This is a genomic window from Mesorhizobium sp. A556 (assembly GCF_054489545.1).
Window position 1 is genome coordinate 51,378 of record NZ_JBTMXA010000004.1, and the last position, 24,330, is coordinate 75,707.

The 24,330-nt window shown below is 63.0% G+C and carries 20 protein-coding genes and 3 pseudogenes; 8 read left to right on the forward strand and 15 right to left on the reverse strand.

The window, feature by feature from the left end; translation table 11 throughout:
- Positions 1–69 precede the first annotated feature (69 nt).
- The 3 genes and pseudogenes from ACX3P0_RS10660 to ACX3P0_RS10670 all read right to left on the reverse strand — a co-directional run bounded on the left by ACX3P0_RS10660 (position 70) and on the right by ACX3P0_RS10670 (position 2,373).
- On the reverse strand, positions 70–987 hold the full coding sequence (locus tag ACX3P0_RS10660) for an ROK family protein (protein ID WP_459088337.1): 918 nt from the start codon (positions 985–987) through the stop codon (positions 70–72).
- A pseudogene (locus ACX3P0_RS10665) lies at positions 984–1,783 on the reverse strand (alpha/beta fold hydrolase). The gene ACX3P0_RS10660 and the pseudogene ACX3P0_RS10665 overlap by 4 nt, the downstream one beginning before the upstream one ends.
- Positions 1,780–2,373, reverse strand: a complete 594-nt coding sequence (locus ACX3P0_RS10670; protein ID WP_459088339.1) for a sugar phosphate isomerase/epimerase family protein — start codon at positions 2,371–2,373, stop codon at positions 1,780–1,782. The pseudogene ACX3P0_RS10665 and the gene ACX3P0_RS10670 overlap by 4 nt, the downstream one beginning before the upstream one ends.
- On the opposite strand from ACX3P0_RS10670, the pseudogene ACX3P0_RS10675 reads away from it, so the two are divergent.
- Positions 2,372–2,503: pseudogene (locus tag ACX3P0_RS10675) on the forward strand (sugar-binding protein); the annotation flags it as partial. The gene ACX3P0_RS10670 and the pseudogene ACX3P0_RS10675 sit on opposite strands and share 2 nt — an antisense overlap.
- A gap of 115 nt (positions 2,504–2,618) precedes the next feature.
- Here ACX3P0_RS10675 and ACX3P0_RS10680 read toward each other — a convergent pair.
- A complete protein-coding gene (locus tag ACX3P0_RS10680) occupies positions 2,619–3,527 on the reverse strand; it encodes a LysR family transcriptional regulator (RefSeq protein ID WP_459088341.1) in 909 nt (302 codons plus the stop codon).
- A gap of 94 nt (positions 3,528–3,621) precedes the next feature.
- Here ACX3P0_RS10680 and ACX3P0_RS10685 point away from each other — a divergent pair, with 94 nt between their 5' ends.
- Positions 3,622–4,500: an aldo/keto reductase family oxidoreductase gene (locus tag ACX3P0_RS10685; protein WP_459079050.1), complete on the forward strand. Its 879-nt coding sequence runs from the start codon at positions 3,622–3,624 to the stop codon at positions 4,498–4,500.
- Between the two features lie 198 nt (positions 4,501–4,698).
- A complete protein-coding gene (locus ACX3P0_RS10690) occupies positions 4,699–5,922 on the forward strand; it encodes an argininosuccinate synthase (protein ID WP_459088343.1) in 1,224 nt (407 codons plus the stop codon).
- A 91-nt stretch (positions 5,923–6,013) separates the two neighbouring features.
- On the opposite strand, the gene ACX3P0_RS10695 is transcribed toward ACX3P0_RS10690, so the two are convergent.
- From ACX3P0_RS10695 to ACX3P0_RS10715, 5 genes are all read right to left on the reverse strand, one after another.
- Positions 6,014–6,961, reverse strand: a complete 948-nt coding sequence (locus tag ACX3P0_RS10695; protein ID WP_459088345.1) for a substrate-binding domain-containing protein — start codon at positions 6,959–6,961, stop codon at positions 6,014–6,016.
- A 63-nt stretch (positions 6,962–7,024) separates the two neighbouring features.
- Positions 7,025–8,029, reverse strand: a complete 1,005-nt coding sequence (locus tag ACX3P0_RS10700) for an ABC transporter permease (protein ID WP_459079053.1) — start codon at positions 8,027–8,029, stop codon at positions 7,025–7,027.
- 10 nt (positions 8,030–8,039) lie between these two features.
- On the reverse strand, positions 8,040–9,590 hold the full coding sequence (locus ACX3P0_RS10705) for a sugar ABC transporter ATP-binding protein (protein WP_459088347.1): 1,551 nt from the start codon (positions 9,588–9,590) through the stop codon (positions 8,040–8,042).
- On the reverse strand, positions 9,587–10,762 hold the full coding sequence (locus tag ACX3P0_RS10710) for a Gfo/Idh/MocA family protein (RefSeq protein ID WP_459088349.1): 1,176 nt from the start codon (positions 10,760–10,762) through the stop codon (positions 9,587–9,589). The genes ACX3P0_RS10705 and ACX3P0_RS10710 overlap by 4 nt, the downstream gene beginning before the upstream one ends.
- A gap of 10 nt (positions 10,763–10,772) precedes the next feature.
- Complete coding sequence (locus ACX3P0_RS10715; protein WP_459088351.1) at positions 10,773–11,828, reverse strand: sugar phosphate isomerase/epimerase family protein; 1,056 nt, start codon at positions 11,826–11,828, stop codon at positions 10,773–10,775.
- A gap of 249 nt (positions 11,829–12,077) precedes the next feature.
- Between ACX3P0_RS10715 and ACX3P0_RS10720 the strand changes: the two genes are divergently transcribed.
- Entirely contained in the window at positions 12,078–13,127 is a 1,050-nt protein-coding gene (locus ACX3P0_RS10720) for a LacI family DNA-binding transcriptional regulator (RefSeq protein WP_459088353.1), read from the forward strand.
- Positions 13,128–13,162: 35 nt separating this feature from the next.
- Here the strand turns inward: ACX3P0_RS10720 and xylA are convergent, their stop codons facing one another.
- From xylA to ACX3P0_RS10740, 4 genes are all read right to left on the reverse strand, one after another.
- Positions 13,163–14,488 (reverse strand): xylose isomerase, encoded by a 1,326-nt coding sequence (xylA, locus tag ACX3P0_RS10725; RefSeq protein WP_459088355.1) that lies wholly within the window; start codon positions 14,486–14,488, stop codon positions 13,163–13,165.
- Positions 14,489–14,588: 100 nt separating this feature from the next.
- Entirely contained in the window at positions 14,589–15,614 is a 1,026-nt protein-coding gene (locus ACX3P0_RS10730; protein WP_459088357.1) for a LacI family DNA-binding transcriptional regulator, read from the reverse strand.
- Positions 15,615–15,744: 130 nt separating this feature from the next.
- On the reverse strand, positions 15,745–16,560 hold the full coding sequence (locus ACX3P0_RS10735) for a lytic murein transglycosylase (RefSeq protein ID WP_459088359.1): 816 nt from the start codon (positions 16,558–16,560) through the stop codon (positions 15,745–15,747).
- A 226-nt stretch (positions 16,561–16,786) separates the two neighbouring features.
- Positions 16,787–17,485: a DUF2270 domain-containing protein gene (locus tag ACX3P0_RS10740; RefSeq protein WP_459088361.1), complete on the reverse strand. Its 699-nt coding sequence runs from the start codon at positions 17,483–17,485 to the stop codon at positions 16,787–16,789.
- Positions 17,486–17,908: 423 nt separating this feature from the next.
- Between ACX3P0_RS10740 and ffh the strand changes: the two genes are divergently transcribed.
- Genes ffh through rpsP form a run of 3 tightly spaced genes read left to right on the forward strand, consistent with a single transcriptional unit; the run spans position 17,909 to position 20,304 of the window.
- Positions 17,909–19,492: a signal recognition particle protein gene (ffh, locus tag ACX3P0_RS10745; protein WP_459088363.1), complete on the forward strand. Its 1,584-nt coding sequence runs from the start codon at positions 17,909–17,911 to the stop codon at positions 19,490–19,492.
- A 7-nt stretch (positions 19,493–19,499) separates the two neighbouring features.
- Positions 19,500–19,856, forward strand: a complete 357-nt coding sequence (locus ACX3P0_RS10750; RefSeq protein ID WP_459079063.1) for a chorismate mutase — start codon at positions 19,500–19,502, stop codon at positions 19,854–19,856.
- Between the two features lie 43 nt (positions 19,857–19,899).
- The gene (gene rpsP / locus ACX3P0_RS10755; RefSeq protein ID WP_459079064.1) at positions 19,900–20,304 is read left to right on the forward strand and encodes a 30S ribosomal protein S16; all 405 of its coding nucleotides are present in this window, start codon (positions 19,900–19,902) and stop codon (positions 20,302–20,304) included.
- A gap of 187 nt (positions 20,305–20,491) precedes the next feature.
- Here the strand turns inward: rpsP and ACX3P0_RS10760 are convergent.
- Positions 20,492–20,749: pseudogene (locus ACX3P0_RS10760) on the reverse strand (glycine zipper domain-containing protein); the annotation flags it as partial.
- A gap of 201 nt (positions 20,750–20,950) precedes the next feature.
- Complete coding sequence (locus ACX3P0_RS10765) at positions 20,951–22,942, reverse strand: putative bifunctional diguanylate cyclase/phosphodiesterase (RefSeq protein ID WP_459088365.1); 1,992 nt, start codon at positions 22,940–22,942, stop codon at positions 20,951–20,953.
- Positions 22,943–23,224: 282 nt separating this feature from the next.
- On the opposite strand from ACX3P0_RS10765, the gene ACX3P0_RS10770 reads away from it, so the two are divergent.
- A complete protein-coding gene (locus tag ACX3P0_RS10770; protein ID WP_459088367.1) occupies positions 23,225–24,262 on the forward strand; it encodes a class I SAM-dependent methyltransferase in 1,038 nt (345 codons plus the stop codon).
- The last annotated feature ends 68 nt before the right edge of the window (positions 24,263–24,330 follow it).

Genomic DNA, 24,330 nt, shown 5'->3' on the forward strand with positions numbered 1-24,330 from the left:
ATGTTCCGCCAGCATGAGGTCGACAACGAGGGATCAGCTTTTGCGCGGCCGACTATATAGAATAATCCCTCATTCCGCCAAGCGCTGCCGCTCTGCGGAGCCAAGATGAATCGCGCCGTGGATGGCCGCCTGCCAGCCGAGGCAGGCCCAGCGTATATCCGGCGAATGGATCAATCCGGAGTGCGGCAGGCAGCCAACGATGCGGTGCTTGAGCAGATCGCGGGGGTATCCCGTCATTTCAACGACACCGCCGCCCAGAAGAATGGTTTGCGGCGAGAATAATACTGCGGCGCTGGCGACCGTCACCGCCTGCTGCCATAAGATGTCGTCAAGCGCGTCGGCGAGCGCCGGCGAGCCGGCGCCCGCCTCAAACAGATCGTTGACCGCGACGCCGTGCCTGGAAGCGAGATCGACCAGCGTGACGCCCGAAGCATAGGCTTCGACGCGCCGGGGCGGATTACCATGGTCGTCCATTCGGCGCACTGGCATATGCCCGATTTCAAGCGCCCATCCGCCGCCGCGGAAAATGCCGTCCCGGCCGAGATATGCCGCACCGATGCCGGTGCCGAAATAGACGCCCAGTACTTCGCTCTCCCCGCGAACGGCGCCGGCGATGCTTTCGCCGAGCAATTGGAGAACGACGTCGCGCTCAAGGCGCACCGGCACGCCAAGCGCCGCCGCCAGTTCCGAAGCAAGATGCGTTCCGTTCAACTCCGGAATGTTGGCTGTGTGCAGGACAGTGTCGAAATCGCGCCCGATGAAACCGGGAACGGTCGCCACCACGCGCTCTATCGCCAGCCCGGCCTCGAGCGAGGCAGTACGCAAGATGGCCGCCAACCTGGAAACCGGCACGCCGTGCCGAAGTTCGTCAGTCGAACAGGTGCGCGTAAACTCAAGCGGCGCGCCACGATCGGCAAAGCCGACCTTGACCGAAGTTCCGCCGATTTCCGCCACGGCGATCGTTGCCGTTTCTGCACCTTGCATCATGCCTGGGCATCCAGGAATTCGGCAAGACAGGCCCGAAATTCCTGCCGGTAGGCGTTCCGGTCGACGGCCTTCGGCGTTATGACGCGGAGGACCGCTCTAGGGATCAGGCGGGCCAGCGTCTCGGCATGGCCGAGCGGATGAGCCAGGTCGCTTCCATGGCCGATCACCAGCGTCGGAACCTCGATCGCGCGCAGTTCCTCTTCGGCAACACCGGGGCCGTCAGCGGCGATGGCGCTCAGCAATCCGCCAAAGGCCAGCGGTCGACGCGGGAAAAGAAGCCTTGCAGGCTGGCGAGATTGTCGGGCGCGCTTTGCCGCAGCCGGGCTGCCATTTCACTCGCATCGAACCGGCGGCGCGCCTCATCCGGCGGGCAGGTCTGGAGGAGTTCGCCGACCAGGCCGTAGGGCTTCATATTGGCAGGAGCCGAAGCCGTGACCCATGCCGGCCGTGCCAGGACCAGCGCGCGCACCCGTTCGGGCCGCCGCACCGCCATGCGCAGGGCAATCGCCGCTCCCATGGAAATGCCGCCGACGACAGCCGCTCCCAATTCCAGCCGCCGCGCCAATGCATCGAGGTCGTCGGTGAAGGTCTCGATGGAAAGCTGCTCGGCCGACCCGAAAGACGAACCGCCCTGCCCGCGACACTCCAGCGTGATCCTGTGAACCACTGGTACGTCCGGGAAAATGTCGGCGACCTGTGCATCGTCACCGCCGAGACCGTGCTGGAAAAGCACCGGCCGGCCGCTGCCGATGTTCCGATATGCCAGATGAACGCCGTCCCGGTCGAAAGCGGTCATCTGCCGCCTTCCCGCGGCGCAGAGGACGCATGGCGCTCTAATACGCCCTTCAGGAAGCGGGCCACCGCAGGCGCGTCCGCTTCGGTGAGCCCATGGGTTATCAGGGGGCCGTCGAAGCCAGCACTTTCCAGGCAAGCGACGAAATGGGGAAAGTCGATCACGCCCTGGCCGGCCGCCACAAAGCCGCCATCCGCGCTTCTGTCCTTGGCATGGGCCATGGCGATGCGCGGCGCGAGCAGGCCGACCGCTTCTTCCACCAGCCTATGCCTTTCTTCCGGCGTCGCCACCTCGAACAAATTGGCCGGATCGAGCACGAGGCGCAGGCGCGTGCTGGCCATTTCCTTGAAAAGCCGCGCGGCGGCCGGCGCGCTGGAGACGACATTGGCCAGTTCGGGCTCGATGCCCAGTTCCAGATCGAAGCGCTCTGCGATGGCGACGGCCTTCTCCATCTCCACGAGAAGGTCGCGCCATGCGTCGGCATCGGCGTTTGCCGGATGCCACCGCCATTGGTCGGCAGTGTCGCGTGTTCCGGTACACAGCGTGACCAGCCGCGTTCCCATGGCGTGGCTCACGCCGCAGAGAACCTCCATGGGCTACGAAACCATCATGGCGCTGGACAAGCTGACCAAGGGCGAAACCGTTGAGCCGTTCATCAAGACCGGCACCGAGGTCTGTACGCCGGAAGACGCGCTGACCACCTGCGGCAAGATCGCCGAGTAACCGCAACTCCCTGCATCCCGGCCGAAGTTCGGCCGGGATGCAGCATATCGGATGGAGCGACCGTTCAACGCCCTCGCTCCCCTCAAGGTAGAATCGTCTCCGAGCCGGGCGGACGTCAGGTCCGGTTGGCGGGCGCTTTGATGAAATCGATGAAGGCGCGCAGCGGCGCCGGCACGAGGCGGCGGCCGGGATAGTAAAGGAACGGCCCGGAAAAACGCGGCCACCATGGTTCGAGGACGGGCTGGAGGGCGCCGCTCCGCAAATGCGGGCGCAGCCATTCTTCGAACAAGTAAATGATGCCGTTTCCCGCGATTGCCGCATCGACGGCGAGATCGACCCCTCCACCTGCCCGCACGATGAGCGGCCCTGTTGGATCGACTTCTATCGTCTTGCCGTTGCGCTCGAATTCCCACGGGGTGACGGCCCGCCCGGAAAAGCGACTGCGCAGGCAGGCATGGTCGAGCAGGTCGCGGGGATGTTCCGGCCGATCATGGCTGGCAAGGTATGAAGGGGAGGCGGCGGCGGCGAAGCGCTGGACGCGCGGTCCGATCGGCACCGCAATCATGTCCTGCTCCAGCCGCTCGTCGTAACGGATGCCTGCATCACACCCAGCGGCCAGCACGTCGACGAAGCTTTCCTCGGTGATCACTTCCAGCCGGATGTCGGGATAGGCGTCGAGGAATTGCGGAACGATAGCGGGCAGCACCAGGCGAGCAGCGCTGACCGGAACGTTCAGCTTGAGCATTCCCGCCGGCCTGTCGCGAAAGCCGGTCACGGCGTCGAGGGCAGCTTCAACCTCGGCGAATGCCGGGCTAAGCCGCTCCAGCAGGCCCTTGCCGGCTTCGGTGGGAGCGACGCTGCGCGTCGTCCGGTTGAGGAGCCGGACACCAAGCTGCGCTTCGAGCCTACGCACGGCCTCGCTCAGACCCGAAGCGCTCAGGCCGCTGGCCCGCGCTCCCACGCGAAAGCCGCCGGCGTGCGCCACCGCGACAAAGGCATTCAGATCGGACAGATCGCCCTTCATTGTTCGGTACTCCGCACAAGCTGTTCGGATTGTACCCAATTATCGACAGGTCGCACAGCAACTATCTTGGGTTCATCTTGATAGGAGACCGACCATGACCAATATCGACAAGTCCGGCACCTTTATCTTAGGCGGCCGCAGCGTGAACCGCCTGGGCTACGGCGCCATGCAACTCGCGGGGCCGGGCGTTTTCGGCCCGCCCAGGGACCACGACGCGGCTCTGGCCGTGCTGCGCGAGGCCGTGGCATCCGGGGTGAACCACATCGACACCAGCGATTTCTACGGCCCGCACGTCACCAACAAATTGATCCGCGAGGCGCTGCACCCCTATTCCGACGATCTGCTTATCGTGACCAAGATCGGCGCGCGGCGGGGCGAGGACGGATCGTGGCTGCCAGCCTTTTCGCCCGAAGAACTGACCCAGGCGGTACACGAAAATCTGCGCAATCTAGGCCTCGACGTGCTGGATGTGGTCAATCTCCGGCTGATGTTCGACACGCACGGCCCCGCCGAAGGGCCGATCGAAGCGCCGCTTTCCGCTCTCGCCGAGCTACAGCGGCAGGGTCTGGTGCGCCATATCGGCTTGAGCAACGCCACGCCGGTCCAGATAGCGGAAGGCCGTCGCATCTGCGAAATCGTCGAGGTGCAGAACCAGTACAATCTGGCGCATCGGGACGACGATGGCCTGATCGATGATCTTGGGCGCGAGGGCATCGCCTATGTGCCGTTCTTTCCGCTCGGCGGGTTCACCCCGCTCCAGTCCTCAACCTTGTCCGGCGTCGCCGCGCGTCTCGGCGCGACGCCTATGCAGGTTGCGCTGGCCTGGCTGCTCCGCCGCGCGCCGAATATCCTGCTGATCCCCGGAACGTCTTCCGTCGGGCATCTGCGGGAGAACCTTGCTGCGGCCGAACTGGTCCTGCCGGACGAAGCCATCGAGGAACTGGACGGCGTTGGCGATAGCAGCGCCGACTAACACTCTGACCCTGGACCAATCGACATACCACGCTCCGATCGCCGAATGTCGATTGGTCCCAATAAAACCCGTTTGGAAAATTTGTGAGAGGGGGCTCTAAGAGCCGCTCGAAAACCGGCTAATCGCCTCATCCTCTTGCCGTACCCGGAAACGGCGTGATACCTCGCCTCCAACCTTTATCACGGAACGGCGGAAAGAATGTCCAAGCTTAAAGACGTCAAGAAGGTCGTGCTTGCCTATTCGGGCGGTCTCGATACCTCGATCATCCTGAAATGGCTGCAGACCGAACTCGGCGCGGAGGTCGTCACCTTCACCGCCGACCTCGGCCAGGGCGGTGAACTGGAGCCGGCGCGCCAGAAAGCCGAGATGATGGGCATCAAGGACATCCGCGTCATGGATGTGCGCGAGGAATTCGTGAAGGACTACGTCTTTCCGATGTTCCGCGCCAACGCCGTCTATGAAGGCTGCTACCTGCTCGGCACCTCGATTGCGCGCCCGCTGATCTCCAAGCATCTGGTCGACATCGCGCGGGAAACCGGCGCGGACGCCGTCGCCCATGGCGCGACCGGCAAGGGCAACGACCAGGTCCGCTTCGAACTGGCCGCCTATGCGCTCAACCCCGACATCAAGGTCATCGCGCCGTGGCGCGACTGGGCGTTCAAGTCACGCACCGACCTGTTGAACTTTGCCGAACAGCACCAGATTCCGGTGCCGAAGGACAAGAAGGGCGACGCCCCGTTCTCGGTCGACGCCAACCTTCTGCACTCCTCTTCCGAGGGCAAGGTGCTGGAAGACCCGTGGGTCGAGCCGCCGGAATTCGTGCATCAGCGCAGCGTTTCGCCGATGGACGCGCCCGATGTCGTCACCGAGATCGAGGTTGAATTTCTCAAAGGTGATCCGGTCGCGTTGAACGGGAAGAAAAAATCTCCTGCCTCGATGCTGGCGGCGCTCAACGACCTTGGCCGCGACAACGGCATTGGCCGGCTCGATCTGGTCGAGAACCGTTTCGTCGGCATGAAGAGCCGTGGCGTCTATGAGACGCCGGGCGGCACCATCCTGCTGGCCGCGCATCGCGGCATCGAATCCATCACGCTCGACCGAGGTGCCGCGCATCTCAAGGACGAGTTCATGCCGCGCTATGCCGAACTGATCTATAACGGCTTCTGGTTCTCGCCGGAGCGCGTCATGCTGCAGGCGATGATCGACAAGAGCCAGGAAGACGTCGAGGGCACGGTGCGGCTGAAGCTCTACAAGGGCAATGTCATCGTTTCCGGCCGCAAGTCGCCAAAATCGCTCTACCGCAACGACCTCGTCACCTTCGAGGACGACCGTGGCGCCTACGACCAGAAGGACGCAGAAGGCTTCATCCGCCTCAACGCGCTGCGCCTGCGCACGCTGGCCGCCCGCAATCGCGGCAAGTAGGCTTCGGCCAGCGGGCGCTGCTCGCGGGTACAAATCGACATAAAAAAACCCGGCGCGAGGCCGGGTTTTTCATTTTTGAGGCGAAAAAGAATCAGAACGGAGAATCCGGGAAGTAGAAGCTTTCCGCATTGTCCTTGGTCACCAGCGTGGCGTCGAGGATGAAGGTGCCGCGAACCGGAACCTGATCGTAGAAGTTGCTGGCGGTGAGTTCCATCGCCGTGCCGATCATTGCCGGCGGATAGAGCACATCGACGGGAACCATCTTGTCGCCGTCCATGACCTTCTTGATCATGTCCTTCGAACCCGCGCCGGCGATGACATACTGGATGTCGGTGCGCTTCGCCTGCTCGATGGCCTGCAGCACGCCGACGGCCATGTCGTCATCCTGGCACCAGACCGCGTCGATCTTGGGGTATTTCGTCAGATAGTCCTGCATCACCTTGAAGGCGTCGTCGCGGTTCCAGTTGCCGAACTGCTTTTCCAGCACCTTCACGCCCGAGCCTTCGATCGCCTTGTCGAAGCCGTCCTGGCGCTGCTGGTCGATCGGGATCGGCAGGCCGCGAATGACGACGACCTGGGCATCCGGGGTGGTGTCCTTGATGTATTTGCCGGCCACAGCGCCAAGAGCGGTGTTGTTGCCGGCGACATAGAGGTCACGCACGGAATCGTCGTTGTTCGACGGCGCACGGTCGACCAGCGTCACGAAGGTGCCCTTGTCCTTGACTTCCTTGATGGCGTTGACCAGCGGGTCCGGATCGGACGGCAGGATGACCAGCGCGTCGATGCCCTGCACGGCCAGATCCTGGACCGCGTTGGCCTGCGACGCCGCATCCGCTGAGGTCTTGACGATGACGTTCAACCCCGGATGTTCTGCCATCAGAAGCTTGGCCACGCGCTCTGCGTGGTACACGATGCCGGCGGTCCAGCCATGGTCGGCCGCAGGTATCGAAACGCCGATCGTCACTTTCTTGTCTTCGGCGTGAGCCACGCCCATTAGGGCCGCCATGGCGACGGCCAAGCCCAACATTCGCTTACGCATAGTTACCTCCCAAGAGCTTCAGGTCAGTTGATCGACGACCGGGCGACCCGACAATCCGGCCATTCACGATTTCCGCACCAGCGAACGCTGGACGAGCATCGCAATGATGATGATCGCGCCCTGGATGGCCCCGATCAGATATTCGCTGACGAAGTTCGACAACAGCATGATGTTGCCGACGATTTCGAGGATGAACGCGCCGCAGACCGTGCCCCAGATGCGGCCGACGCCACCGCGCAACGCGGTGCCGCCGACGACCACGGCGGTGATCGCCTGCAATTCCCACATCAGGCCGGTGGTGGCCGAGGTGGAGCCGAGGCGGGGCACGTAGAGCAGGCAGGCAACGGCCACGCACAGGCCCTGGATGATGTAGGTGACGGTACGCACGCGGTCGACCGGAATGGCCGAATAGCGCGCCACGTCCTCGTTGGAGCCGACGGCAAGCACATGGCGTCCGTAGCGGGTCCGATGCAGCACGAAAGCACCGATGAGAGCGACCGCCACGATGATGATGATCGGCACCGGAACGCCCAGCACCGAGCCGAAATAAGCCGGACGGTAGAGCGTCTGGATTTCGGGCGAACGCACGGTGATCGCGCCGCCCTGCGACAGCCAGGTGGTAAGGCCGCGATAGATGCCCATGGTGCCGAGCGTCGCGATGAACGGCTCGATGCGCCCGACCGTGGTGACGAGGCCGTTGGCAAGCCCGCAAGCCAGGCCGACAACGATGGCCACGCCCATGGCGGCAACCAGCATGAGGGCCGGGTCGGCGATCACGCCGCTGTTCATGAACAGGATCATCAGGCTGGCAACGAACGCCACCATGGAGCCGACCGACAGGTCAAGGCCGCCGGCGGCGATCACGAAGGTGGCGCCGACCGCGATGATGGCGATGAAGGCGCTGCGGGTGATGACGTTGAGGAGGTTGTCGACGCCCAGGAAATTCGGGTTGGCGAAAGTGCCAAGCACCAGAAGCAAAGCCAGCGCGACGAAGGGCGCGACCGCCCTCAGGTCGATGTCCTTCCACGATTTCCGGACTTTTTGATTGCTCGCTGCGAGGTCGGTCATTGTCGATCCGCTATGCGGCCTCCCCGGATTTGACGCCCGTCGCCATGACGACGATCTCGTTTTCGTTCATGTGTTCGCCCGACACTTCGCCGACGAGGCGGCCGCCGCGCATGACGACGATGCGGTCGCAGATGCCGATCAGTTCCGGCATCTCGGACGAGACGACGATGATCGAACGCCCTTGCGCGGAAAGCTCGGCGATGAATTTGTAGATCTGTTCCTTGGTGCCGATATCGATGCCGCGCGTCGGCTCGTCGATGATGATGATGCCGGGATCGGTCATCATCATCTTGGCCAGCAGCAGCTTCTGCTGGTTGCCGCCCGACAGTTGCCCGGCAAGCATGTCCTTGCGGCCGGCGCGAATGTCGAACTCGCCGATGGCCTTGTCGAGGGCGACGCGTTCCTTGGCGCGGTCGACCTGCAGGCCGCGCTGGAACCTGTCCAGCGAGGCAAGCGTCAGGTTGATGCGCAAATCCTCGGCCAGGAGCAGGCCCTTGCCCTTCCGATCCTCACTCAGATAGGCGATACCGGCCTTCAGGCTGGCGTCGACATTCTGGAAATGAGCCGTCTTGCCGTTGATGCGCAGCGCGCCACGACCGGGCCGGAGGCCAACGATGCCTTCCATCAGTTCGGTGCGCCCCGCGCCGACAAGGCCGGCAAAGCCCAGGATCTCGCCCTTGCGCAGCTTGAATGACGCATGCTGGGCGTAGCCCGGAACCGAGAAATCCTCGACTTCCAGCACCGTTTCCCGAACGGCTTCCGTGTGGCGGTCCGGATAGAGTTTTGCCACGTCGCGCCCGACCATCAGGCGGGCCATGTCGACCGGCTCCAGTTCGCTGGCCGGATGGCTGGCGACCAGCTTTCCGTCGCGCAGCACCGTTACCTTGTCGGCGATTTCCTTCACTTCCGGCAGCCGGTGCGAAATATAAAAGACGCCGACGCCCTTGGCGCGGATGGCCGAAATAACCTTGAGCAGGGCGTCCGTCTCGACCGGCGTCAGCGAGGCGGTCGGCTCGTCGAAGATCACGACGCGATGCGGCACCAAAAGCACGCGCGCGATCTGGATGAGCTGGCGCTGCGCGATGGAAAGGCGGCCGACCACCACGTCGGGATCGATGTCGGCGCCAAGATCGCGCACGGCCTGGTGCGCACCGGCGTTCATGGCGCGGTCATCGACAACGATGCCCCCGACGAGGCCCCGCTTGTGCAGTTCGCGGCCGAGATAAACATTCTGTGCGACCGTCAGATCGGGTGCGAGCAGGATTTCCTGATGCACCAAAACGATGCCGCGCCGTTCGGCGTCGACCGGCCCCGTCAGCGTCACGGTCTCGCCGCCGATATGCAGTTCCCCGCGCGTCGGCTGGAGGTGCCCGGACAGAAGCTTCATCAGCGTCGATTTGCCGGCCCCGTTCTCGCCGATGATGGCATGGACCTCGCCCGGATTGACGCCAAGGCTGACGTCCTTCAACACCTCGACCGGGCCGAAGGATTTCGACAGGCCGACCGCTTCCAGCAGCGGCACGCCGGGATTGAGAGGAGCGAGGTCGGCCAAAGGGCTCATCCCACTTTCGTCCACACATTGCCGGCTTTCGATGAGGCGACCGCCGCCTCGATGAAGCGCATGCCGTCAAGCCCGTCCTGCACGGTCGGATAAAGCACGTCGGCGTCCAGTGCCGTCCCGCTGCTTGCGGCGCGAATGGCGCGCGCGGCCTCGGCATAGATCGTGGCAAAGCCTTCCAGATAACCCTCCGGATGGCCGCCCGGCACGCGGCTGACGCGCGCGGCCTGCGGCCACACACCGGCCCCGCCGCGGGTCAGCAATTGCTTTGGCTCGCCTAAGCGGGTGAACCACAGATAGTTAGGGTCGGCCTGCGTCCATTCCAGCCCGCCCTTGCTGCCATAGACGCGCAGCTTCAACCCGTTTTCATGGCCGACCGCGACCTGGCTGGCCCACAGCATGCCGCGCGCGCCGCCCTTGTACCGGAGCAATATCTGCACGTCGTCGTCGAGCAGCCTTCCCGGCACGAAGGTCGTCAGCTGCGCGAGAAGCTCGTCCGTCTCGAGCCCGCTGACGAAGGCCGCCAGATTGTAGGCGTGGGTGCCGATATCGCCGATGGAGCCGCCGGCGCCCGAGCGCTTTGGATCGGCGCGCCATTCGGCCTGCTTGGAGCCGGCAAGCTCGGCCCGCTCGGTCAGCCAGTCCTGCGGGTATTCCGCCTGCACCAGCCGAAGCTCGCCCAGTTCGCCGGCTGCGACCATGGCGCGCGCCTGCCGCATCATCGGGTAGCCGGTATAATTGTGGGTCAGAACGAAGACCTTGCCGGTCTGCTTCACCAGATCGACCAGTCCTTGCGCCTCGGCGACGGTGGTCGTCATCGGCTTGTCGCAGATGACGTGGATGCCGGCTTCCAGAAAGGCGCGGGCGGCCGGCGCATGAACATTGTTGGGGGTGACGATGGAAACGGCTTCGATGCCGTCGGGCCTTGCAGCTTCCACCTTGGCCATTTCTTCATAGGAGCCGTAGGAACGGTCGGGCGCGATGCCGATTTCCGCAGCCGAAGCCATGGCGCGGGCCGGGTCGGAAGAGAGTGCGCCGGCCACCAGCTCGAACTGGTCGTCGAGGCGCGCCGCGATGCGATGTACCGCGCCGATGAAAGCGCCCTGCCCGCCGCCGACCATGCCAAGCCGGATGCGGCCCGCCTGTAGTTCCTGCCTGCTGCCCTTGATCGTCATGTCCGTCTCCCTATGCCAGGCCAAGCATCTTGCGGTTGGCCGCGTCGTCGGTGCCGGCCCCGGCAAAATCGTCGAATGCCTTTTCCGTGACGCGGATGATGTGATGCTGGATGAACGGCGCGCCCTCAGCCGCGCCGTCTTCCGGATGCTTCAGGCAGCACTCCCATTCCAGCACGGCCCAGCTATCGTAGCCATATTGCGTCAGCTTGGAGAAGATGGAGCCGAAATCGACCTGCCCGTCGCCGAGCGAGCGGAAACGGCCGGCGCGATCCACCCAGTTCTGGAAGCCGCCATAGACGCCTTGCCGGCCGGTCGGATTGAACTCGGCGTCCTTGACGTGAAACGCCTTGATGCGCTCGTGATAGATGTCGATGTAGTCGAGATAATCGAGCTGCTGCAAAACGAAGTGCGAGGGATCGTAGAGCAAATTGGCCCGCGCGTGGTTGTTCACGCGCTGCAGGAACATCTCGTAGCTGACCCCGTCATGCAGATCTTCGCCGGGATGTATCTCGTAGCAGACATCGACGCCATTCTCGTCGGCATAGTCGAGCAGCGGCGTCCAGCGCTTGGCCAGTTCGTCGAAGGCGGCTTCGACCAGACCCGCCGGGCGCTGCGGCCACGGATAGATATAGGGCCAGGCCAGCGCGCCGGAAAACGTCGCATGCGCCTTGAGGCCGAAATGCTTTGAAGCGCGAAGCGCGCGCCGGACCTGATCGTTTGCCCATTCGGTGCGCGCGGCCGGGTTGCCGCGCACTTCGGGCGCTGCAAAGCCGTCAAAGGCGGCGTCATAGGCCGGATGCACCGCGACCAGCTGGCCCTGAAGATGCGTGGACAGTTCGGTGATCTCCAGCCCGTGGCTGGCGGCAACGCCCTTGATCTCGTCGCAATAGGTTTTGGAATCCGACGCCTTCTTCAGGTCGAACAGCCGCGCATCCCAGGTCGGGATCTGCACGCCCTTGTAGCCGAGGCCAGCGGCCCATTCGCAGATCGAATCGAACGAATTGAAGGGCGCGGCATCTCCCGCGAATTGCGCCAGGAAAATGGCTGGGCCTTTAATCGTCTTCATTCGGTCCTCCTGCGGGAGTGACACCCGCTCTTCCGTTTCAGCGCGCCGGCAAAGCCGACCTTCCCGCGCTTGTCATCCCTGAAATTATAGGATGTAATCGATTACACCAACCATTGCCGAAGCGCCGATCACAGTCAAGAGCGGCCGGTTTGAAACGATTGGCCGTGATTTGATCCGCGCGGGAAAATCGCGCACAAGGCGCAAGCCCAACGCTAGGCATTGCGGGTCACGCACCGGTTCGGAGCAAAAATGGACGACGCCTTCACCAGGACCAATCCCCGCATCGGCGATGTCGCGCGGGCGGCTGGCGTTTCGACGGCCACGGTCAGCCGTACGTTGTCGCATCCCGATTTGGTTTCGGCCAAGACGCGCGACGCGGTGCTGGCCGCCGTCGCGCAGACCGGATACCGCATCAACCACGCCGCCCGGAACCTGCGCCGCCAGCAGACCGGCGGCATCGTCGTGCTGGTTCCGCATCTGTCCAATCCGTTCTTCTCGCTGATCCTGTCGGCCATCGCCCATGTCGCTTCGGCGGCGGGCCTCAACGTGCTCGTCGCCGACACGCAAGAGCCGAAGGGCGCGGACCGCCAGATCGCCGAATATCTCCACAACAACCGGGCCGACGGCCTGATCGTGCTGGACGGCACCCTGCCGGAAAACACGTTTAGCGGTCGTGGCCGCATGGCCCAGCCGCCGGTGATCTTCGCCTGCGAGTGGGTGGACGACCAGCCGAGCGTCACCATCGACAACCATCACGGCGCGATGCTTGCGGTCGATCATCTGATTTCGCTTGGCCATCGCCGGATCGGCCATGTCATGGGGCCACCCGACAATGTGCTGACGCAGCAACGCGCGGTGGGCGTGCGTGCAGCCCTTGCCCGTGCCGGGCTTGCGAGCGATGAACGCTGGTTTTTCGACGGCGATTTCACGCTGGCTTCCGGAATTGTAGCCGCCCGCCAGTGGCTGGCGCTGGAGCAGCGACCGACGGGGGTGTTCCTGTCCAGCGACGCCATGGCTTGTGGCTTCATGTCGGAACTGAACCGGCACGGCATCCACGCGCCCGCGGACGTGTCCGTCGTCGGGTTCGACGATCTCGAAATGTCCGAGCATTTGATCCCGTCGCTGACCACCATCCGGCAGCCGCGCGCCGCGATCGGCGAGACGGCGGCCAAGATCCTGCTGAGGCTGATTGAGGGCGAGCGCAAGGGGGACGCGGCCGGAGCGCGCGACAGCGAAAGCCAGGTTCTGCCGGTCGAGCTGATCGTGCGCGACAGCACCGCCGCACCCTCCCTTGCGTGACATTCCTTTTTTCTCCTCCCGGCTGCTGACCCGTTTCAGACGTAGCGGTTGACGATGTTCTCCAGATATTCCTGCCGGCCGGAACGCGGCTGCGGCTCGATTTTTTCGGCAACGACGCGCCCCGCGATTTCCTCCAGCGTGCGTTTTCCCGACAGCATCGCCTTCGCCTCCGCCGAGTTCCAGCCGGCATAGCGCTCAGTCAGCGGCCCGGACAGCGCCTTGTCCTCGACCATTTTTGCCGCCGCCTTGAGACCGCGCGCACAGCAATCCATCGCACCGATATGGCCGATCAGCAGGTCCTGCGGGTCGAGCGACTGGCGGCGCAGCTTGGCGTCGAAATTGGTGCCGCCGGTGGTGAAGCCGCCTGCCTGCAGCACCTGATAATAGGCCAGCGCCATTTCCGGCACGTTGTTGGGGAACTGGTCAGTGTCCCAGCCGGACTGATAGTCGTTACGGTTCATGTCGATGGAGCCGAAAATGCCGAGCGCATCGGCCAGCGCCAGTTCGTGTTCGAAGGAATGGCCGGCGAGGATGGCATGACCCTGCTCGATATTGACTTTCACCTCGTTCTCCAGCCCGAACTCCTTGAGGAAGCCGTAAACGGTGGCGACGTCATAATCGTACTGGTGTTTTGTCGGCTCCTGCGGCTTCGGCTCGATCAGGATCGCGCCCTTGAAACCCATTTTGTGCTTGTAATCGACCACCATGGACAGAAAGCGCCCGGCCTGCGCGCGCTCGCGCTTCAGATCGGTGTTGAGCAGCGTCTCGTAGCCTTCGCGACCGCCCCACAATACGTAGTTCTCACCCTTGAGGCGCTGGGTGACGTCCATGCAGGATTTCACCGTCGCCGCCGAATAGGCGAACACGTCCGGATCCGGGTTGGTGGCCGCGCCTGCCATGAAGCGGCGGTTGGAAAACAAATTCGCCGTGCCCCAGAGCAGCTTGGTGCCTGTGGTTTCCATCTTGCCGCCGATATAGTCGGCGATCTCGTCGAGGCGCGCCGCACTCTCGGAGAAGCTGTCGCCCTCCGGCCGCACGTCGGCATCGTGGAAGCAGAAATAGGGCGCGTCGAGCGCTGCAAACATCTCGAAGGCGATATCGGCTTTCAGCTTGGCCAGTTGCATCGTGTCGGTGCCGCCCGCCTTGGGAAACCAGGGCCGGTCGAAGGTCTGGCCGCCGAACGGATCGCCGCCCGGCCAGGCGAAGGAATGCCAGTAGGAGACGGCGAAACGCAGATGGTCTTCCATGCGCTTGCCGGCGACGACCTCGTCCTTGTTGTAGTGGCGATAGGCGAGGGGATTGGTCGAATCCGGGCCCTCGTAACTGGCGGTCTTGATGTCGCCGAAAAATCCGGTGGTCATTCTGGTGCAGTCCTTAGCAAGCTGGTCGAAAGATCGCCCGTGGCGGGCAAGTCGAGTTGATTTAGATTTACGTACCTCAAAACTAGCACAGCTTCATCGCTCATGGCAGGTTGTCGCGAAGATAAATTTCGATGCGGATGTTTTCCTGCCCTTCGACGATCCTACTTCCGTCGATGGCGGCTTTCAGCAACCGCACCGCGCTGCGGATTTCATGGCCCGCATCCTGGTTGATGACGGCGTCGAACAGGCCGTCACGCAGCGCCTTGCGGGAATGGTCCGTCAGTTCGTGCGCCACGACCACCAGATCGCGATAGGTGGGCTTGCCCTGCAGCACGTCGATGACGCCGCGATTGCCCGCGCCGATGCTGTAGATGCCGACGACGCCCGGCTCGTGTTCCAGACAATCGCCCAGCAGCTTGCGGGTGATGTCGGCGTCGTCGCGCCCCTCCAGCACCGGCAGGCATTCGAGACCGGGAAATTCGGCCCGTATCACCTGATCGAAGCCCATGCGGCGCTCGACATGGTCGCGGACCAGCATCGAGCCAGCGACGAGCGCGATCTTGCCCGTTTTTGGCCCGATAAAACGCCCGATGAGGCTTGCGGCGGAACGACCGGCGGCCACGTTGTCGATGCCTACATAATGGTCGCGCCGCGAGGCGGGCATGTCGGAAACCATGGTCACGACCGGAATGTTCGCCTGCCGCAGCCGCGCCAATGCTTCGCCGGCGGCGGGCGATTCCGTCGCCACCAGCGCGACGCCTGAAACGGTAGCGGTGTCGAACTTTTCGATTGCGCCGGCAAGGGCGGCACCGTCGAAAGCCGGAACCTTGACGATGTCGATGATCGTGCGATCCAGCGCCGAACGCGACGCGATCTGCTCCAGTTCCCGCTCCATCCCGCGCATAAAGCTGTTTGGCCCTTCGGGGATGATGAAGGCGAGATGGTAGATGCGCTGCTTGGCGAGGTTGGCGGCCGAAATGTCGCGCACGAAACCCAGTCTCGCGACGGCGGTCTCGACCCGTGCCACGGTCACCGCCTTGACGCCGGGCCGCTTGTTGAGCACGCGGTCCACCGTCGCCAGGCTGACGCCGGCCTCTTCCGCTACATCGTGAACCGTCGGACGCACCTGAAACCCTCCCACCAGGATGAACCTAGCGGGAATTTTGAGGTACGTAAAGCAGATTTGCTTCGAGAACAAAAACGCCCGGCCGGGTCATTCCGGTCGGGCGTGATGGGGCGGAATGGGCAGCCGGTTATCAGTTGGCGATACGACGCGCGAACTCGGCCAGCGCCTTCTGGTAGATCGTGGCGCGGTTCCAGTCGTTCCAGACGCCGTAATTGGCCTGTCCCGGCCCGTAGCCGCCGCCGGCGCTCCAGCCATGGCCGCGCAGGAAATTGGCCGTCGAAGCCAGCACGTCGGCGCGCGAGTGGATCAGGTCGCGGCGGCCGTCGCCGTCGAAATCGACCGCGAATTGCAGGTATTTGGACGGCAGGAACTGCGTCTGGCCGAGTTCGCCGAAGCCGGCTCCCTTCATCTGGGAGGCGGCGATGTACCCCTTCTGGGCGATCTCGAGGGCCGAATCCAGTTCATTGGTGAAAAAGGCCGAGCGGCGGCAATCATAGGCCAGCGTCGCCAGCGGGCCGAATACGGCCTTGTTGCCGGAATTGGCGCCGAAGCCGGTTTCCATGCCCCAGATGGCCAACAATACTTCGGGTTGAACGCCGTAGCGCTTCTCGATCTTGTTCAGCAGCGGGCCTTGCGATTTCATGTAGCCCTTGGCCTTCTTGACGTAGGAGGCGGGTGCGCGGCGCGCCAGGAACTGCTCTACCGTGCCCTTGAAGGCGGCATGCTGGTTGCGGTCGATCTTGATGACACCGCGGTCATATTTGACGCCGGCCATTGGACCGGTATCGATGCCGCGCGCCTGGGCGTCCGCCTTGTAGGCTTCGACCCATGCGGCAAAGCCACTCGAATCCTTGCCGCATTTGCCGGCAGCTTCAGCCCCTGCCGTCGCCGCGAATACCGCCGCAATCGCAGCCGCAACAATCTTTCCCTTGGCAAGTAATGCCATGTTTTTCTCCTGGTTGCCTGAATCACGTCCCGAAGCGAACTTGCCAGCGAAACGCCGGCTTGTCACCGTCGTTTCGGCAACCCGGCGGTCAATGACGACCGGCGCACTCGCTCACGATCAAGGGATAATTGTGGCGAAGGGGCAAGGTCAGGCGATTTTTCCGGCTCGCATCGGGACGATTACGGCAATAGAGACCCGAAAACCGGTGCCTTTTCTCGAGTCTGCATCACACATGCACTTCGCCGAAATCACCCTCGCCGGCATCGTCGGGCGTGCGCAGCGAGGCAAACAGCAGCCACAGGAAGAAGACCACAACGCCGGCAACCATCAACCAGCCGGGGATGGGTCCGAAGCCGGCATTCGCCAGCACCTCCTGCAGCGAATGGGCCAAACCGGAGCCGGCATTCTCTTCCTGAAGGCGCGGCGTCGAGATCTTCAATATCCACGCCAGCAGCAGGATCAGGAACATCCAGATATAGTTGCGGCGCAGCCGACGCGAAAAAGCGTCGCCATAGGAAATGAAGAATTTGGGCTGGCGCAGGCTCTGGCCGAGGATTTGCGTCCAGTTCGCCGAAAAGTCTTCCGCCGGTGAAAATAGCTGCGCGAAATAATGCCGCTCCATCTGCCGCACCCGGAACCGATAGACGTCGAAGAAACGATAACGCCGCGCCTCGATCATCAAAAGCAGATAGACCAGCAGCATGGCGAACAACAGCACGCCGTGATGGGCCGACGCCGTCGACAGCGAAACCGACAAAAGGGCCGCGACCACGGTGATCGCCCAATTGGTGGTGCGGTCGATGCGGTCGCGCCAGCCGGCCATGCGCGCCAGTTCGGCGCGGTAATAATGGACGGCGGCGGTAACGGTCTCCGAATGGTTTTCGGGCAGCGGCGAAGGCTGGATCTTTTTGCTGGTGTCCGCCATCGCCATGCCTCCCTGACTGCTTTCCGTCTGCTACGATATAGGGCGCTGTCGAACCCCGTCGCTCGTCTTTCTTGACTCTTCGGCGTTTTTCCTGTTTACACCGCGCGAATTCCGCGACGAGTTTTTCTCCGAGCAAGCCGACCGGGACGCCAAAACCTTTCGAGGCTAGGCCGTAAATCGATCCTGGAGGCCAACACCCGGCAGCGCTGTGCGCCCCCGGGTGCTTTTGGCTTTGGGTTTTTTGCCCAAGGGTTTACTTGGAAGCCTGGCGCGGACGCATTACCTCTCCGGCATCATCCGGGTGCCTGGGAAAAGGAAAAAGCATGTTCGAGAGCCTGCAAGAGCGCTCAAGAGGCGTGGAGGCCCGACGGGCCGACAGGGATCAAAAGGGAACCGAGGCGTTCAAGCGCTGCGGCATAGTCGATGTTTGAGTCCCTCCAGGAACGCCTTGGTTCCATCCTGGACGGCCTGACCGGCCGTGGCGCGCTGTCGGAAGCCGACGTCACGGCGGCCCTGCGCGAGGTGCGCCGCGCGCTGCTGGAAGCCGACGTTGCGCTGGAAGTGGTGCGCTCGTTCACCGACAAGGTGCGCGAAAAGGCCGTGGGCGCGGCCGTCGTCAAGTCGATCAAGCCCGGCCAGATGGTCGTCAAGATCGTCCATGACGAGCTGATCGCCATGCTCGGCGACGAAGGCGTCCCGATCGATCTCAACGCGCCCGCCCCGGTCGTCATCATGATGGTCGGCCTGCAGGGCTCCGGCAAGACCACCACCAGCGCCAAGATCGCCAAGCGCCTGACCGAGCGCCAGAACAAGAAGGTTCTGATGGCCTCGCTCGATACGCGCCGTCCGGCCGCGCAGGAGCAGTTGCGTCAGTTGGGCGAGCAGGTGAACGTCGCGACGCTGCCGATCGTCGCCGGCCAGACACCGGTCGATATCGCAAAGCGTGCCGTGCAGGCGGCCAGGCTCGGCGGCCACGACGTCGTCATTCTCGACACTGCCGGCCGCACCCATATCGACGAGCCACTGATGCTCGAAATGGCCGACATCAAGAAGATGGCGGCCCCGCACGAAATCCTGCTGGTCGCGGATTCGCTGACTGGTCAGGACGCCGTCAATCTGGCGAAAAGCTTTGACGAACGCGTCGGCATTACCGGCCTGGTGCTGACCCGCATGGACGGCGACGGCCGCGGCGGTGCCGCCCTGTCGATGCGCGCCGTCACCGGCAAGCCGATCAAGCTGATCGGTACCGGCGAAAAGATGGACGCGCTGGAGGAGTTTTATCCCAAGCGCATCGCTGACCGCATCCTTGGCATGGGCGACATCGTTTCGCTCGTGGAAAAAGCCGCCGAAAACATCGACGCCGAACAAGCGGCCGCGATGGCGAAAAAGATGCAGTCGGGCAAGTTCGACCTCAACGACCTTGCCGGGCAATTGCAGCAGATGTCGAAGATGGGCGGCATGGGCGGCATCATGGGCATGATGCCCGGCATGGGCAAGATGAAGGACCAGATGGCCGCTGCCGGTCTGGACGACAAGATGTTCGGCCGTCAGATCGCCATCATCTCGTCGATGACCAGGGCCGAGCGCGCTAATCCCGACCTTCTCAAGCACAGCCGCAAGAAGCGCATCGCCGCCGGCTCCGGCACGAATGCGGCCGAGATCAACAAGCTTTTGAAAATGCATCGCGGCATGGCCGACATGATGAAGGCCATGGGCGGCAAGGGCAAAGGCGGCGGCATGATGCGGTCCATGATGGGCGGGCTGGCCTCCAAGATGGGCCTTGGCGGGGGTATGGGCGGGATGCCCGGCGGCGGCATGCCGGACCTGTCGAAGATGGACCCGAAGCAGCTTGAGGCGCTGCAGAAGCAGGCCGAAGCGGCAGGCCTCGGCGGCGGACTACCCAAGGGCCTGCCCGGCATGGGCGCCGGCGGCTTGCCGGGCCTTCCCGGCGGCATGAGGCTTCCCGGCTTGGGCGGCGGATTCCCGGGATCGGGCAAGAAGAAGTGAGGGTGCTGTGAACGAAGAAAAAGCCATCGCGGAAGCACGGAAAATCCTCGCGGATTACCGCGCTTCCATCGACAATATCGACGCAGCCCTCATCCACATGCTGGCCGAGCGCTTTCGCTGCACCCAGGCGGTCGGCGTTCTCAAAGCGACGCATGGCTTGCCGCCCGCCGATCCGAGCCGCGAGGCCGATCAGATCGCCCGTCTGCGCCGGCTGGCTGACGACGCGCATCTCGACCCGGATTTTGCGGAAAAATTCCTCAATTTCGTCGTGCGCGAAGTCATCCGCCACCACGAGCAGATCGCCGCTTCGAACAGCGGTGGTGATAAAAATGCCGCCTCAAACGGCGTGTCCGAAACCGGCTGACAACCAGCCGTCATCCAACAAACAGAGCTTTAGGAGAAAAAGAATGTCACTGAAAATCAGGCTGGCCCGTGCGGGTTCGAAGAAGCGCCCTTACTACCACGTCGTCATCGCCGATGCGCGCAGCCCGCGCGACGGCCGTTTCATCGAGCAGATCGGCTCATGGAACCCGCTGCTGCCCAAGGACGGCGACCGCGTCAAGGTTGACGCCGACCGCGTCAAGCATTGGCTCTCGCACGGCGCGCAGCCGACCGACCGCGTGATGCGCTTCCTCGACGAAGCCGGTATCGTCAAGCGCGAAGTCCGCTCCAACCCGACCAAGGGCGAGCCGGGCAAGAAGGCGCAGGAACGCGCCGCCCTGTTGCAGAAGGCGCAGGAAGACGCCGCTGCAGCCGTTGCCGCTGCAACGGCCGCTCCGGCGGAAGCCCCAGCGGAAGCCAGCGCCGAGTAAGCCTTCTTCCATCGCAAAAAATAAAAGCTGCGCGAGCCATCCGGTTCGCGCAGCTTTTTTTGTCAGGCCGAAACGCGGGCTACGCGTTTCGGATCGTCATGGTCCATGACCGATGCGATCAATAGCCGTTGTTGTAGTGCCGGCGCCTGTAATCGCGGCGGTCATAATCCCGGCTCTCGTAGCGATCACCGGACGGGCAGCGATCCACATAGACGCGGCCGCGACGGTCGCGGTAGCGACATTGGCCGCGCTCGCTGGCGTTGCCGATCAGGGCGCCGCCGACAGCACCGATGGCGCCGCCGATGATCGCGCCCTCAACCGGATCGCCGGCTACGGCGCTGCCGATGGCCGCTCCGCCGAGGCCACCAATCGCGGCTCCCCGTTCCGTCTGGGAACAGGCAGCAATCGGCAGCAACAACGCCACCATCACCAGAATCTTTTTCATCGTATCTCTCCGAAAATGTTGTCCCAGCCCTCAATGGCATCAGTAACGCACGAAAACACGATTCGATCCGAACAAGGCGGATAAAGGGCAGGGACGTTCGCCGCCCGCACTTTGTCTAACAGGGTGACTCGGGAGTTTACCACGATTACGGGCGCTCCAGCGTGTCCCGCCGCCCATCTTTCGGTGCTTCAGGAGCAGTCGTCAGGCCGATTGCAGGGCGGATTTCGGCGGATGGCGATTGCCCAACTGTATCCGGAAATTCTCCGCCGGGGTCGGCCAGCCGATATGGTAGCCTTGCGCCTGGTCGATGCCCAGTTCCCGGATCAGGGCCATCTGATCCTCGCGCTCGACGCCTTCAGCCAGGATTCGAGGGCCGCGATTGCGGACCAGGCCGACAATATCCTGAAGCATCGTGCGACCTTTCGCGTCGCTGCTGCCGTTGATAAACGACCGGTCGATCTTCACCACGTCGAAATCGATCAGGCGAAGCCATGACAGGCCGGCGAAACCCGTGCCGAAGTCATCCAGCCATATCCGGATGCCCAGCAGCTTCAGGTCGCCGATGCAGCGAAGGACGTTCGAGCGCATGTCCATCTCGATGCCTTCGGTGATCTCGAAGGCCAGCCTGTTCCCGGACGCGCCCGTTTCGCCGAGGATTGCGGCGACGGAAGACGCGAACCCCGCCGAGGCCAGCTGGATCGGCGAAACATTGACGCTGACGACGCCGATGTCGTTGTCCGCCAGCAGTTCCCGGCACGCCGTTCTAAGCGCCCAGCGGCCCAGTTCCAGGATAGCGCCGGTCCGCTCGGCCACGGGAATGAATTGGCTCGGCGGAACCACCGTCCCGTCGAAGGTCGTCAGGCGCATTAGGGCTTCCGCCGCCTCCACGCGCCCCGAGGCGACGTCCAGGATCGGTTGGTAGACGAGGGAAACAAGGCGCTGGTCGACCGCGATCTTGAGCAAGGCGGCGATGTTTTCGCTTTCATCGCTGCTTTCAGGATCGTCAGGATCGAACAGCCGGGCACAGTTTCTGCCGCTTGCCTTGGCCAGATAGAGCGCGCGGTCGGCCTCGTGAATGATCTTCTCCAGTTTCCCGGCCGCGCCCTGCCGGGTCAGGGACGCGCCGACGCTTACCGTGACGATGGCGGTGCCGTCGCGCCGGTGCTCATGCGTGACAGTCAGTTCCTCTACCGCCCGTCGGATCTCCTCCACCAGTGCGACGACCTCTTTCTTTTTCCGCAGATGGGCCAAAACGATGAACTCTTCGCCGCCGTAGCGGCCGATGGAGCCGTCATATCTGGCTATCGTGGCGCTAAGCGCATTCGCGACGACGACGAGGCAGCGGTCACCTTCCTGATGCCCGTAATAATCGTTGAACCGCTTGAAAAAATCGACGTCGATGAGGACCGCGACGAAGCTTTTGCCGTCATGCTGCCAGTTGCTCCAGTATTCCTGCAGCTTTTCATCGACCGCCCGGCGGTTTTGAAGGTTGGTCAGCGGGTCCGTTCGCGACAGCCGCAGCAGCGCCTTCCCGCGCTCCGTCGCCTCCCTGTGCTGGGCCTTGGCCTCCAGCGCGTTCAGGAACACCTTGTAGCGCTCCTTGTTCAGCTTCCAGTTCACGAAGGACGTGAACATGAAACAGGAAAGATAAAAGGTTCCAAGCGTGACCGTGTACGGCACGCTCGAAGAGAAAAAGGAAAGCGCGACAAAGAATATGACGAAGATGGTGCTGGACGATATGATGGAAATGGCGAAGCGAAAGCTGAAAAACAAATTGGCGCCCATCATGAAGATGGCACCGAAAATCATGTAATAGGATAGGTTTTGCGTGTACGCCGTGGCCAAAGCCGGAATCAGCCAGCCGACATAGCCTGAAATGATCGCGGCAGCGCAGGTTATGTCGAGCCATTCCGTATGGACGGCTGCACGAACCTGCATTTCGATGGCGGCCAGAACAAGCACAGCGACGACAAGGCGTGCCGCGACAGTGACGACGGCGACGTCCGGGATGAGCAGGATATCGGTTCCCGCAAACAGCAGATAGACCGCGACCGCGAGCCACAGTCCCTTCCTGGCGTCGGTTCTTCGAACAGTATCGCCTTCCTGCCGGTAGAGCGCACGAAGCTCCTCTTCGCTCAGCTCCAGCTGCTTGCGAAGACCTCTGTCCACCAGGGCAGTCAATCCTTGGGTCATCGGCCGGTTCGTTCCGTTACGCCCGGCGGAGCGAGGAATTTTTGCGCATCTTTGTGGAAATCGCTGTACTGCTCCGTCATTGCAATCGCCTAATCCCGCAGGCTGATAGTAACGGCTGCCTCTTACGGAATGTTACGCGATATTCCGTCAATTTTTGATAAACTGACGGCGGCCCATTGGCACAAGCCAAATCCGGAGCCGTCATAGATTTACGAAGCGGCTGGTCAAGTCTCTCGTCTCCCGATAAATTAGTTAAAATGCTAATGATTTGGGACTGACCACATGAACGAACTCGTCCTCGACGGTGAAAGTCTTATCACGCCCGAAGCGATCGCCGCCGAGGCGGTTTCCGCGAGAACCGGTTCCAGCCCCAACCTGTTTACGGGGGCAAGAGATCAGCTTGCACTTGTTCTCGGTATCGCGAAGCAGCAGTTCGAACAGGGAAAAGAACCCGCAGCCATCGTCGAGCGGACCGCTGCGGAACTCCACAAGATACGCGCCAGGATTGACCCGGAAACCTGGCGCGAACTGATACCGGTCGCGCAGGACCATCCGGTATCCGATTTCTTTCTCCAGGACCCGTTTACGCGGTGGTCGTTCGAGAAGCCCAGGGGCTATTCCGGCGACGCGCAATTGCTCGACTTCATCTACGGGCATGCGAGCGTCGCAGCCGAGATCGCGAACGCCTCCGCGCTCGGCCAGGCCCTCTACGGCTACACGAAGGATGTCTCGTCATCGGTCGCCGTGCGGGAACGGCGCGATATCCTGACCCGGCATGTCGACGAGATCGCCGCCGCACGTGGCAAGGAAACGGAAATCCTGACCATTGCCGCCGGGCATCTTCGGGAGGCCGACCGGTCGGAGGCCTTGCACCAGGGAAATATCCGGCGCTGGGTAGCACTCGACCAGGATCCGCAGAGCGTCGGTTCCATCATCCGGGACTTTCGCGGAACGGCGGTCGAGGCGATCGACGGTTCGGTACGAGGCCTGCTGACCGACGCCTACGGGCTAAGCCGGTTCGACTTCGTCTACGCGGCGGGCCTCTACGACTATCTTTCCCACAAGGTGGCGGTAAAACTTACCCAGTGCTGCATGCGGATGCTGAAGCCGAACGGGGTCTTCCTCTTCGCTAATTTCGCCCAGGATATCGGCGTCGACGGCTATATGGAAACCTTCATGAACTGGGAGTTGCTGCTGCGCTCCGAAACCGAGATGTGGGACATCGTCAACGCCAGCGTCGACCGCAACGCCGTCGATGCCAAGGTGTTTTTCGGAGAGAACAAAAACATCCTCTACGGCGTCCTGACCAAGCGGGACTGAGCACCGCACCGAAAAATGGAATCGGTTTCGGGAGACATGCGAGAAAACAGAGATCTAAAGCTCGGCAA

Excerpts from the sequence above, each read along its gene's own strand:
- ACX3P0_RS10660 (WP_459088337.1), bottom strand. The coding sequence starts at position 987 with ATGATGCAAGGTGCAGAAACGGCAACGATCGCCGTGGCGGAAATCGGC.
- ACX3P0_RS10670 (WP_459088339.1), bottom strand. The coding sequence starts at position 2,373 with ATGGAGGTTCTCTGCGGCGTGAGCCACGCCATGGGAACGCGGCTGGTC.
- ACX3P0_RS10680 (WP_459088341.1), bottom strand. The coding sequence starts at position 3,527 with ATGAAGGGCGATCTGTCCGATCTGAATGCCTTTGTCGCGGTGGCGCAC.
- ACX3P0_RS10685 (WP_459079050.1), top strand. The coding sequence starts at position 3,622 with ATGACCAATATCGACAAGTCCGGCACCTTTATCTTAGGCGGCCGCAGC.
- ACX3P0_RS10690 (WP_459088343.1), top strand. The coding sequence starts at position 4,699 with ATGTCCAAGCTTAAAGACGTCAAGAAGGTCGTGCTTGCCTATTCGGGC.
- ACX3P0_RS10695 (WP_459088345.1), bottom strand. The coding sequence starts at position 6,961 with ATGCGTAAGCGAATGTTGGGCTTGGCCGTCGCCATGGCGGCCCTAATG.
- ACX3P0_RS10700 (WP_459079053.1), bottom strand. The coding sequence starts at position 8,029 with ATGACCGACCTCGCAGCGAGCAATCAAAAAGTCCGGAAATCGTGGAAG.
- ACX3P0_RS10705 (WP_459088347.1), bottom strand. The coding sequence starts at position 9,590 with ATGAGCCCTTTGGCCGACCTCGCTCCTCTCAATCCCGGCGTGCCGCTG.
- ACX3P0_RS10710 (WP_459088349.1), bottom strand. The coding sequence starts at position 10,762 with ATGACGATCAAGGGCAGCAGGCAGGAACTACAGGCGGGCCGCATCCGG.
- ACX3P0_RS10715 (WP_459088351.1), bottom strand. The coding sequence starts at position 11,828 with ATGAAGACGATTAAAGGCCCAGCCATTTTCCTGGCGCAATTCGCGGGA.
- ACX3P0_RS10720 (WP_459088353.1), top strand. The coding sequence starts at position 12,078 with ATGGACGACGCCTTCACCAGGACCAATCCCCGCATCGGCGATGTCGCG.
- xylA (WP_459088355.1), bottom strand. The coding sequence starts at position 14,488 with ATGACCACCGGATTTTTCGGCGACATCAAGACCGCCAGTTACGAGGGC.
- ACX3P0_RS10735 (WP_459088359.1), bottom strand. The coding sequence starts at position 16,560 with ATGGCATTACTTGCCAAGGGAAAGATTGTTGCGGCTGCGATTGCGGCG.
- ACX3P0_RS10740 (WP_459088361.1), bottom strand. The coding sequence starts at position 17,485 with ATGGCGGACACCAGCAAAAAGATCCAGCCTTCGCCGCTGCCCGAAAAC.
- ffh (WP_459088363.1), top strand. The coding sequence starts at position 17,909 with ATGTTTGAGTCCCTCCAGGAACGCCTTGGTTCCATCCTGGACGGCCTG.
- rpsP (WP_459079064.1), top strand. The coding sequence starts at position 19,900 with ATGTCACTGAAAATCAGGCTGGCCCGTGCGGGTTCGAAGAAGCGCCCT.
- ACX3P0_RS10765 (WP_459088365.1), bottom strand. The coding sequence starts at position 22,942 with ATGACCCAAGGATTGACTGCCCTGGTGGACAGAGGTCTTCGCAAGCAG.
- ACX3P0_RS10770 (WP_459088367.1), top strand. The coding sequence starts at position 23,225 with ATGAACGAACTCGTCCTCGACGGTGAAAGTCTTATCACGCCCGAAGCG.